Genomic DNA, 11887 nt, shown 5'->3' with positions numbered 1-11887 from the left:
TCTTGTGGTTTTGGCTTTTCTTCTTTTTCTTTTTCTTCTACTAAATTTTTATCGGATTCTTCTCCTGATAATTGGAAGTTTACATATATTGTCTTTGGTGTATTTGGATTTTCTTCTTTGAGCAATGTATATTTAACTTGTCTATTTACTGGCAATTTATCGCCTGTGTACTCATAACGATTACCATTTTTTGATACTGCTCTAAGTTTTACTTTTTCAAATTCAAATGATGTTGGTGCATCGATAACTTGATGGTCGGAAATATTTCTTTTATCTACGTAATCCATTTCAACTTTATCGACTTTGTACCACTTATTTCCATCTGCGCTGTATTCTAATCCGATTATATAATCTTTACTATATTTTCCGATTAAAATTCTAAAGTCATCATAGGATAGTGATTTTTGGTGCATTACTTTTGCTTTTATAATTTTTTTGTCAGCATAATTTTTTAAGTCGCTTCCGTTTTCTATTATTTTGCCATTTTCGTCTGTAATGCTAATTCCATTTTCTTTGAAATCTTTCCATTCTACTTCTTTTTGACTTCCATCTTTTTTGATTAAGTTTACTTTCATTTCTGTAAAATCAACTCCATCGCCTTTGTTTACTTCTATGTTTTTATTTTTTGGAGCTGTTATTGTGATTTCTTTTACATCTGAATTTGTAATGTAATCATTTGATGATTTTTTTGTCGCCTCTCTCGCTGCTGATGATATTCCACTAGCACTAACTGTCGCACCTGTAACGCTATCAAATAATTCTTTTGACTTATATTTTTTGGACATATAAGCTTTAACTGTTCTTGAAATCAGCGTTAAATCTGATTCTGAATTATCATTTCTATATCCGTTAAGATTTTTTGCATATTCTGCACCAAAAAGTTCTAATGCTTTTGCTTTTGGGTTACTACTTTTTCTTATTGTTTCAAAATACTCTCTGTATAATCCCATTTTTGCAAGATTTAGTCTTGCTTCTTTTCCTTTGATAAAGGATAAAACTTTTTCTGCTTTTTGTCTAAATGGTCCCATATCATCGCCGTATTCTGAATTTTCTCCTACTCTTATTTCAGAAATTTCTCCATTTTCGACTTTTATATATGTTCTAATTTTTCTTGTATTAATATATCCAATGCCCCATCCTGTATATTCGCCGTCTTTTAATGGTTGATCGTTATAATATTTTTTAAGGGCTTCGTCTATTTTTTCTTCGCTTGGTTTTTCTGGTTTCTTATCTTCTTCTGGTTTTTTATCTGGCTTTTTGTCAGGTTTTGATGGACTATTTTCAACTCCAGCTTTTGATACTGCATTATTTATAGCATCTATTATTCCTTTGCTTGAGAATGTTGCTCCTGATACTGTATCCACGTTTTTGCCAGGCTTACCAAGCATTTTTGAGATTACTCCTTTTGATTTGCTAAAATAAGGATCGTCTTCTTTGTGTGAAAGGATTTCTACTTTTGTTATTGAACCTTTTGCTATGGTTACTTTTACTTTTATTGGACCATTAAAGCCTTCTGCTACTCCTTCGTATACACCATCTTTGTATTGTTTGTAAATCTTATTATCTTTACTTGGTTTTTCTGGTTTTTTATTTGGTTTTTTTGCTTGATTTGTATTTGATGGTTTTTTATTTTTATTATCAGCATTTTTGCTTCCACCCGCTTTTGATAGAGCATTTCTTACTGCATCAAGTATTCCTCTACTTGAATATGTTGCACCAGAAACTGTATCAACACTTTTGTCAGCTTTTCCTAAAATTTTTGATATAACTGCTCTTGCTCTACCAAAATATGGATTGTCATCGCTGTGTGAAAGTATTTCTACCTTTGTTATTGAGCCTTTTGATATTGTTACTCTAACTCTTATTGGCCCATTAAATCCTTGACCTGAGCCTGTGTAAACTCCATCTTTAAGGTCTTTATTTCCAATTGCTACTGTGCCTTTTGCATTTGCTCTTTTATTATTGCTTGATGCTTTATTTACAGCTTGAACTTTTGCATTTTCCTTAGAGCCGGCTTTGTGAAGGGCATCAGCTACTGCCATTTTTATAGCATTTGATGATACTGTAGCTCCTGTTACTGAATCTACATTTACACTTCCACTACTTAAAATTTTATTTATTACAGCATAAGCTCTATTAAAATATTCTGGTGTTTCATTTTGTGAAACAACGTCAATTGTACTTATTTTTCCATTTTTTATGATTACTTTTACGGTTAAATTTCCACCATATCCATTTGCGCTACCAAAATATTCTCCATCTTTTAAACCTTCTACTGGTTTTTTATCTTCTTTTTTAGCTTTTTCTTTTATTTTTTCTTTAGAACCTGCTTTTTGGAGAGCTTTTAAAACAGCATCTTTTATGGCGTTTGATGATATGGTTGCTCCTGTAACAGAATCTACATCTACTTTTCCTGTTCTTAAAATTTCTTTTATTATCGCTGAAGCCTTTTTAAAATATTCCTCAGTTTCATTATGGGATAAAATCTTGATGTCTGTTAATTTTCCATTTTTAACAGTTATTCTAACAGTCAACAAACCACCATAACCTTCAGAACTTGCTTCGTATTGACCATCTTTTAAATCTGTTGCAAGACGAGCGCTATCGCTTACTATTTTGTCTTTTTTTTCAGCCGCAAGCTTATTTTTTTCTAAGACAAACATAGACGATTTTATCATAGCCATAGACGCTAATCCTACAATAATAAAGGTCAATACTTTCTTTAAAAATGTATTTTTCATCTTTCCTCTTTACAAAATATATTTAGGTTATTAAAGGTAACCTAAACCTTTTTGATTTTCATTTACATAAAAATCTTAAAAAATTATTGAGTTGTGGAGTATAAACTCCAAATTGCAAATAAATTAAATAATCTATTTTGCAAGGATGAATTTTTAGATATTTTTTAAAATTTTTAAATCAATTTTATTTTCTATCTAAAATATTCGGTTTATAAGTCTTGATATTGGTAAAAATAACTTTGCTTTTCTCATTTTTATAGTATTTTTTAAAATAACTAATTTTTATTTGATATTCTTAGTAAAGTTTTTCATAATATTTTTATCTAATCAAATAATTTGCCGAATAAATACAAATCTAAATCCTTATAAATTTTTATAATTAAAACCTTTATATGATTACTTTATTCGCTTTATAATCTAGCTATATTTTTTCAATATCAATTTTTATTTTTTCACTTTTCCCCCTTTCTAAAAATTTATAAATTCTTACAAGTTTTTTTATTTAAAAACCCGTTAGTTCTAATAGTGATAATCACTATCTGTTCCATTATACAAAATTGTAGAAAAAAACACAATATTTCAATTTATTTTTTTGTTAAATATAAAAATTTTTAAAAAAACTAAAAAAACCAACAAAATCCAAGTCTTTAAAATATTTTTACTATAAATTAAATAAGGCTAAGTATAATATATTAAATTCATGTAAAAAATTTCAAAGATTTCAAATCAAACACCATTTCCTTTAAATTAATTGAAACTTTGGATTATTTTTAAATATCTTCTATTTTTACAAAAAATTTTTATAAGGCAAAAGTCTAATTTTCTTAGATTTTTTGCAAATAAAAAACTGCTGTAAAATAGAAATATCTATTCTACAACAGTTTATAAAATTTATTTTATAAGTCATCCTCAATAACTGAAGATTTAGAATAAGCAGAAACTTTTCCTTCAAAGAAATCTGTTTTTACTTGGTTTGGATCTGAATATTCGCTTACCCATTTCATTGATTGAGGTTCGTCTTCATACCCTTCATAAATTGTTCCAAGACCAAGGCCCTTTGCCCTTAAATTTCCCAAATATTTTATATAATCTTCAATCATTTGTGAATTTAATCCTTGGATTTCATCTCCAATTGCATATTTTCCCCAGGCGATTTCTTGTTCTACTCCTTCTTTTAATAGTGATAAGTAGAATTCTTTTAATTCGTCAGTAAATAAATCTGGTCTTTCTTCTTTCAAATCATTTATCATTGACCTAAAAAGCCACAAGTGAGTATTTTCATCCCTATTAATATATCTAATTTCTTGGACAGTTCCTGGCATTTTACCATTTCTTCCAAGGTTATAGAAAAATGAAAAGCCTGAATAGAAATAAATTCCTTCAAGTATATAATTTGCAATCAAAACTCTCATCAAATTAAATTCACTATCATCTTTTATAAATTCATTGTATTGGTCGCCGATAAATTTATTTCTTTTTAAAAGATGGTCATCTTCTTTCCACAAATACAAAATTCTTGTTCTCTCATCAGGAGAGCAAATTGTATCAAGTATATAGGAATAAGATTGGGAGTGGATTGCCTCTTGGTAGGTTTGAATAGCAAGGCAAAGATTTATCTCATTTGCTGTTATATAGGTTTGAAGATTTGGTAAATTTGCAGTTTGAATTGAATCAAGATAGGTCAAAAATGACAAAATCCTATCATAGGCCTTTTTTTCAGCCTTAGATAAATTTCTATAATCTTTTATATCTTGATTTAAATTGATTTCTTCAGGAATCCAAAAGTTATTCATAGCTTGACGATACCAATCACTTGTCCATGTATATTTTACATTGTTAAAATCATTAAGATTGGTTGTATTTCCATTTATAATCCTTCTTTTAGAAAGATCAATATCCCCATCTTCATTAAAAATTCCTCTTTTAGAAACTTCTTCCTTATATTTTTTTTCCATGTTTACTCCTTATTAAAATAAAAAATAAGCTCTTAAAAATAAAAGCTTTAACCATTAAAATTACAGGAAATTTAATTTTCTCTTTTACAAATATCAAGAGATCTATCCATGCTCTTCACTAACATTTCCTTTAGTCGAGATGGTTAAAAGCTTAATTTTAACTAAAATCATTCCTAATTCTTATTTACCCAATTTTTCCTATAAAATCTTAAATAATAATTGAAAGAAGCAAAGCTTCTTACAAAATCAGCCCGCGCAGCGGTCGGTTGCAGGGGGTTAATAAAGTAGGGGCTTGGGGATATAATTAGCTTGAAATTGTGCCAGTGGTACAATTTCAATAATTATACCGCGGACTTTATTCGTAGTTTTAATTTTAAATTGAATTTTGATTTAAGATTTTTTTAATTTTAAAAAGTAAGTTAGCGTGGTAAAAGGGGAGAATCGAAACTCCCCCTTTCTTCCCCCAAATCCGAAGTGATTAATTTTATATTAGTTTTATAATAAATTTATGACGCACATGAATCACAATCTTCTACTTCAAGTGATTTTCCTCTTACATAATATAGGGATTTTACTCCTGCTTCCCATGCTGTTAGGTAAATATTTAAAATCTGTCTCATTGTGTATTCTGTTGTTATATAAACATTTACTGATTGAGCTTGATCGATGTGTCTTTGTCTTATTCCGCATGCTCTCATTGAAATATTTTGATCAATATTGTAGGCATTTTCGTAAAGCCAGAAAGTTTTTGTATTTAGTCCTGGAGCAACTCTTGGTACTATTGCTCCCTTTTTTTCTTCTAGGAAATATTTGTTCATTATTGGGTCAACTCCTGCAGATGTTCCCGAAATTATTGAGGTTGATCCTGTTGGAGCTACTGCCAATAAATATCCATTTCTAAGTCCATTTTTGTGAACTTGATCTTTTAATTTTTCCCATCTTTCGCTTTCATATCCTCTTTGTGTGAAATAATCTCCATTATCCCAATCACTTCCCTCAAAACAAGAATATGATCCTTTTTCCTTGGCGATTTCATTTGATGCCTTGATTGCATAATAGTTTATATCTTCATAAACCTTGTCCACAAAATCAAGATGGGCATCTTCTTCTGACCATTTTATATCATTTTTTACCAACATGTGGTGGTAGCCGCTTGTTCCAAGTCCTATTGCCCTGTATTTTTTGTTGGTTACTTTTGCATAAGGAGTTGGGTAATAATTTAAATCTATTACATTATCCAAAGCTCTAACGATTGTTGAAACAACTTCTTCTAATTCTTCTTTGTCATTTACATCAATATTTCCAAGTGTAAGACTTGCTAAATTACATTCTACAAAATCTCCAGGCTTGGTTGTATTTACAATTACTGTTTCCCCATCAACAGTTTTAATCTCTTCGCTGACTGTCTCTGATGGGCTCATATTTTGGGCAATTTCTGTGCAAAGATTTGAGGAATAGATAATTCCCTTGTGCTTGTTTGGATTTGCCCTGTTTACTGCATCTCTGTTGAAAACAAAAGGTGTTCCTGTTTCTGTCCATGATTTTATCAAAAGTCTAATCAAATCTTTTATGGCAATTACTCTTTTTGAAATTTCCTTGTCATTTACAAGCTTATGATAAAATTCTTCAAATTCTTCCCCGTAGGTATCTTCGATTGATTTGCCATATTTTACCAAAACTTCGTGAGGATCAAACATATACCAATCGCCACCAATATTATCCCTACATTCTTTCCAGAATAAATCTGGAACACAAACTGCTGGGAAAATATCGTGGGCCTTCATCCTATCATCGCCATTATTTGTTCTTAGGGATAAAAATTCTGGTATATCCTTATGCCAAATATCCAAATAACAAGCAACTGCCCCTTGTCTAACTCCAAGTTGGTCAACGGCAACTGCAGTATCATTTGCAAGTTTTATCCATCTTATAACTCCACCTGCCACATTTCTAATTCCTCTAATATCAGAGCCTTGGGCCCTAACTTTTCCAAAATAAAGTCCCATTCCACCACCGTGTTTTGAAACTTGGGCGAAGTTTGTGATTGAACGGTAGATTCCTTTTAAGGTATCTGGAACTGTGTCTATGAAACATGAAGAAAGTTGGTTAAATGGCTTTCTCGCATTAGTCATTGTTGGAGTTGCCATAGTTGCCTTTAATTGTGACAAAATATCATATAATTTTTTGGCAAAAGAAACTTGATCTTTCTCTCCAATGGCAAGATGCATAGAAATTCCCATAAACATTTCTTGAACGCTTTCGATATATTCGCCCTCAAATGTTTTAATCAAATATCTTTTTGCAACTAAATCAAGACCTGAATAAGTAAATAATTTATTCCTATCTTCTTTTAAATATGCTCCCAATTCTTCCAAGTCCTTATTTGTGTAGGATTCTAAAATATATTTTCCATAAAGACCGGCTGATGTTAGGTATTGAACTTTTGACCTAAAATCAACAATTCCATATTTTTCTTCGCTAAGGCTAATTTTTAAATTAATCAAATGAATCATAAACCTTGCAGCAATAAATTCCCAATCAGGAGCTTCCTTACTTGTAAGCTCACTTGCAGCCTTGATAAGGGCGTTTAACAAGGCTTCCTTAGTCATATTTTTCTTGGTAAAGGATTCAAATTTTAAATACAAAGACTCGATTGGATATCTTTGATTGTCATACTCATCATTAATATCTTTGATTATAGAAAGAGTATATTCATCATCAATAAAAGCTTCAAAATCGGTTAGGACTTTCCTGTCCATATTGTGTTTTGCCCTATAAAGAATGTAGGATTTAACTTCCTTATAGTAATTATTTTCAATAAGCTCAAGCTCAACCAAATCTTGAATTTCTTCAACAGTAACTACATGGTCTTTTGGGTATCTTTCCTTGATTGTTTTTTCTATATTAAGAGAAATTCTATCCAAATTTTCATCGCTAATAACAGAATCAACAGACCTAAAAGATTTAAAGATTGCACGATTAATCTTCTCCCTTTCAAAGTCAACAACTTGACCATCTCTTTTTTTAACTTCCATATCCACCCCTAAATATTGTTATTTTTATATTTAATCCACTATATATAGTGGTAATTCCGAAATTTCTACCTAACAATCATATCACAAGATAGGAATTTTAAAAAGTATAAAGTACTTATAATTTTTGAAAATTTAAAAATACTTACAAAATAAATAATTTCTAATTATAATTATTAAATAATTTAAATTTAAAATTTCCCACAAAAAAAGATATATCTTGAAATTCAAAATATATCTTAAAATCTTTATTTAATTTTCAAAAAGATAATCTACCACATCATCTTTTATAACAACCGTATCAACTAACATATCTGCCAAAGATTGTTTGTTTGGGCTAAATCCTATAATTAGGTACAAAATTTTTATAAAATTTTGAATATATCTTGCGAAAACTTCTCTTACCAAACAATCAAAAAAACTAAGTTTTTCATCATTTAAAGAAATAACCCTAATTCCCATCGCCATTTTTCCTAAAGTTTGGCCGTTGTTCAAATAAGTTAAGATGAAAAAATATAACAAACAAATTCCTGTTTCAATCAACGGATTTATTTCTATATTCATAATTGTTAAATCCGTTTTTATTTGAAAAATTTTCATAATAATATTTGAAAAAGAATAGGCAACTATAGAGTCTATTGTAAAAGCCACAAGTCTTAGGAAAAAACCAGCATAGGCAAATTGAGGTATGGAGATTGTCTTTTGTGAATTCAAAGAGTTGTTTTCTATTGTTTCCATATTTTCCATAATTTCACCTATTTCCCATAATAATACATTGGTAGTGGAGATTCTTTTTCCATTAATTCTTTCAAAACACTAAGATCAGATGAAGAATTTTTTTCTACTAAATTTTGAGCTTTTGAAAATAATTTTTTTAATGAATAATCACTTCCTTCATATTCAAAAACTTCTGGATTATTTAATTTATAATCTTTTTTCATATCTTCAATTGCATCATCAAGATTTCCAATTTTATCTACAAGACCATTGTTTTTAGCTTGAGCACCATCATAAACCCTGCCGTCTGCAAGTTTTCTAACTTGATCTTCTTTCATAGATCTACCTTGAGATACAATTTTTATAAACCTATCAAATGACGAATTTATAAGGTCTTGGAAATATTTTTTTTGCTCATCAGTCATATCTTTTCCAAGAGAGCCTGCATCTTTCATCTTGCCTGTTGTGATATTTTGTTCTTTAATTCCATATTTTTCAAATAAACCTTGGAAAGATCTTGATGACATAATTACACCAATAGAACCAGTTAAGGTTTCATTTGAAGCATAAATTTTATCAGTTGGGGCAGAAATATAATATCCACCACTTGCAGCCATTGTCTTCATAACTGTAAATACAGGGATTTTTTTGTCAGTTTGAATTTCTTTTATCTTATTTGCAATTTGTTCAGAATTATAAACAGCTCCACCTGGAGAATTTACTTGCATAATTACGCCCTTAACAGAATCATCCTTGTATATATCATCAAGTTGCTCCATAAAAGAATCATAAACTTCTCCATCTCCGATTGCTCCCTCATAAGAAATAAGAGCAATTTTATTTTTCTTATCCCCATCTTCTACAATATTTTTATTTGCAGTAGCTGAAAAAGGATTAAATTGATTTAAATATTCATTTTTCAATTTATCTGCCTGTTTTTCAGATATTTTATCGCTCCTATTTGATACAATAGAAGATGCTACAAACAAAAGTAGAGCAATAGCCACAGCTATCCATCTTTTGCCATTGTTTTTTTTCATATTAACTCCTTTAATTTTATATTTTATAATAACACTATATTATTCTAAATTTAAAGAATCAAGGATAAGAAAATAAGTTTTGATTTTTTTTAACAATTGAGTACAATGAAAAGGCAAGACAATTATCGTTGACACTAAGAGAAATTGTTTTTGTATAGTCTCTTAATTGAGACTATTTACATAAAGGATTTTTACCAAAAATCAAAAGGTAAAAGTCCATTTTTTTGTATGTTTTTAAAACTTATCTACAAATTCTTCCTCGTGTTCTTTTGCAAATGCTGTAACCTTTCTAATTTCTCTAATAAAAAACATCCCCTCATATTCCTTAGGACAGATAGAAATATTTTGAATAATATTTTTACCCTCTACTAGCATAAGTAAAATCTAGTTTAAATTTTCTAGTTATTTTGAAAAACATGTTATCTATACCTAAATAACAGGCAAAGAAATTCGGCAATTTTTAAACCTGTAAGAAAATTTCTCCCTCTACTAGACCTATGACAAAAGCAATAGTATTGATTAGTTATTTAGAAGATTTAATTCTATTAATTATAAAAATACGAAAATAAATCTGTCTTAAGAAATATGTAAAGATTAAGTTTTAGAACGCGGTATAATATTACAGAAATACTTGCTAGAATTTGTAAGTATTTTAAATGTGATATATCCGAAATATTGGAGTATAGAATTGAAAATACTAATGATTGAAGATGACAGCACAATTGCCTTTGCTGTTAAAACTTACTTAAACAAACATAATATTGAAACTATTATTTATAACAATCTTTCTCTGACAGAAAATCTTAATTTTAATAATTTTAATTTAATTCTACTTGATGCCAATCTTCCAGATGGATCAGGCTTTAATTTTTTAAAGTGGCTGAGGGGATTTTCTGACCTTCCTGTAATAATGCTTACTGTAAAAGACGAAGATGAGTATGTAATAAAAGGTCTTTCTCAAGGAGCAGATGATTATATTACAAAACCTTTTTCTCTCCCTGTCCTAAAGGCGAGAATAGATAATGTATTTAGCAGAAAAATAAAGAAGGTTGACGAACTGACTTTTGAAAATTTATCTTTAGATCTAATTTCAAAGCAAGCTTTGCTAGATGGAAAAGATTTAGACCTTAACTTAAAAGAGTTTACTATATTGGAAATGCTTTTAGAAAATCAAAATATAAATCTACTAAGAGAGCGAATTTTAGATTATGTTTGGGGTTATGATTTTTATGAAGTAAATGACAATACCCTAACTGTCACCATAAAAAGACTCAGATCTAAACTTGGAGATTATGGTAGCCATATAAAAACTCTTAGAGGAATAGGATATAGGTGGGACAATGAATAAAAACAAAAATATTTTACTTGTCTTAATTTTAAATTTGATATTGTCTTTGTTTGTAATTTATCTCAATCCAAGATTTGATATTCTAACTCTTATAGGTTTTTTACTTATAAATATAATTCTGTTTATAGCTATTTCAAAAATTGAAAAGAAAAAAGAAAAAGTTCTTGAGGATAAGATTAATAATATATTTAAATTACTACATTCACTTGATATAGACTCAGATAATTACGAAATTATAGACGATGAATTCGGCAAACTCAGAGATGAGATTATTAAAATTATTATAGAAAATAAGAGAATAGCTGAAAATGCAGAGAAAAATAAGGAAACTTTAAGAGAATATACTGAAGACATTGCTCATCAAATAAAAACTCCGTTGACGGGATCACTATTATTGTTAGACCTATTAGAAGACGAAAATGACAAGTTTTCCGAAGAATATATAGAAAGACTTAGAGATAATTTGCTTAGACTCCACAACTTATCTGACATTTTATTAAAGCTTGCAGCTCTTGATTCAGGTACAATAGAAATGGCAAAAGACAGAATATCTGCTCAAGAATTAATTGAATATATCATGCAAAAGCTAAAAGATTATTTTATAAAAGATAATATTGAAATTCCTCTTTATGGAGAAGATTTTGATATCTTATGTGATAAGAAATGGACTTATGAAGCATTATTTAATGTGATGAAAAATGGTCTAGAAGCAACAAAAGATAGACATATTGAAATTCACTTAAAAGAAACGAATTTATATAAGAGTATTTTTGTGGAAGATTTTTCTAAAGGTTTAGATAAACAAATGTTAGAAAAAGTTTTTAGGCGTTTTTATAAGGCGGATCCAAATTCAAAAGGCTATGGTATTGGACTTCCAATGGCAAAATCAGTAATGGAAAGACAAAATGGTGAGCTTTTATATCATAAGGGGAAAAAATCAAATGCCTTTGAACTAAGATTTTATAATTAAATTTTAAGACTGTGTCTAAAATAAGACACAGTTTTTTTCTAGTCACTTTTCAGTCACTTAAGTCTAATATTATATAGACAAGTT

The 11887-nt window shown here is 29.1% G+C and carries 9 protein-coding genes; 3 read left to right on the top strand and 6 right to left on the bottom strand.

Annotated features, from left to right (window positions below; genetic code table 11):
• The 6 genes from HMPREF3045_RS05265 to HMPREF3045_RS09315 form a co-directional block, all read right to left on the bottom strand.
• Nucleotides 1-2741, bottom strand: a 2741-nt coding sequence (locus HMPREF3045_RS05265) for an FMN-binding protein (RefSeq protein ID WP_143269977.1), incomplete at its 3' end; no start/stop codon positions are given.
• 896 nt (nucleotides 2742-3637) lie between these two features.
• On the bottom strand, nucleotides 3638-4696 hold the full coding sequence (locus HMPREF3045_RS05260) for a ribonucleotide-diphosphate reductase subunit beta (protein ID WP_019118830.1): 1059 nt from the start codon (nucleotides 4694-4696) through the stop codon (nucleotides 3638-3640).
• 506 nt (nucleotides 4697-5202) lie between these two features.
• Nucleotides 5203-7731 (bottom strand): ribonucleoside-diphosphate reductase subunit alpha, encoded by a 2529-nt coding sequence (locus tag HMPREF3045_RS05255; RefSeq protein WP_070737623.1) that lies wholly within the window; start codon nucleotides 7729-7731, stop codon nucleotides 5203-5205.
• A gap of 249 nt (nucleotides 7732-7980) precedes the next feature.
• On the bottom strand, nucleotides 7981-8475 hold the full coding sequence (locus tag HMPREF3045_RS05250; protein ID WP_070737620.1) for an RDD family protein: 495 nt from the start codon (nucleotides 8473-8475) through the stop codon (nucleotides 7981-7983).
• Between the two features lie 8 nt (nucleotides 8476-8483).
• Complete coding sequence (gene sppA / locus HMPREF3045_RS05245) at nucleotides 8484-9485, bottom strand: signal peptide peptidase SppA (protein WP_070737617.1); 1002 nt, start codon at nucleotides 9483-9485, stop codon at nucleotides 8484-8486.
• 234 nt (nucleotides 9486-9719) lie between these two features.
• Nucleotides 9720-9860 carry a hypothetical protein gene (locus tag HMPREF3045_RS09315; protein ID WP_180363007.1) on the bottom strand — a complete coding sequence of 47 codons (141 nt, stop codon included), beginning with the start codon at nucleotides 9858-9860 and terminating at the stop codon, nucleotides 9720-9722.
• Between the two features lie 243 nt (nucleotides 9861-10103).
• Here HMPREF3045_RS09315 and HMPREF3045_RS09085 point away from each other — a divergent pair, with 243 nt between their 5' ends.
• Genes HMPREF3045_RS09085 through HMPREF3045_RS05235 form a run of 3 tightly spaced genes read left to right on the top strand, consistent with a single transcriptional unit; the run spans nucleotide 10104 to nucleotide 11803 of the window.
• The gene (locus tag HMPREF3045_RS09085) at nucleotides 10104-10193 is read left to right on the top strand and encodes a helix-turn-helix domain-containing protein (protein WP_143269978.1); all 90 of its coding nucleotides are present in this window, start codon (nucleotides 10104-10106) and stop codon (nucleotides 10191-10193) included.
• Nucleotides 10174-10833, top strand: a complete 660-nt coding sequence (locus HMPREF3045_RS05240; protein WP_070737614.1) for a response regulator transcription factor — start codon at nucleotides 10174-10176, stop codon at nucleotides 10831-10833. Before HMPREF3045_RS09085 ends, HMPREF3045_RS05240 begins: the two co-directional genes overlap by 20 nt.
• On the top strand, nucleotides 10826-11803 hold the full coding sequence (locus tag HMPREF3045_RS05235; protein WP_070737612.1) for a sensor histidine kinase: 978 nt from the start codon (nucleotides 10826-10828) through the stop codon (nucleotides 11801-11803). Before HMPREF3045_RS05240 ends, HMPREF3045_RS05235 begins: the two co-directional genes overlap by 8 nt.
• Nucleotides 11804-11887: the final 84 nt, after the last annotated feature.

The sequence above is a fragment of the Anaerococcus sp. HMSC075B03 genome, assembly GCF_001815585.1.
In the GTDB taxonomy this organism is placed as follows: Bacteria; Bacillota; Clostridia; order Tissierellales; family Peptoniphilaceae; genus Anaerococcus; species Anaerococcus vaginalis.
The sequence above is the reverse complement of the archived record's forward strand: the minus strand, read 5'-3'. Positions and strand labels throughout refer to the sequence as shown.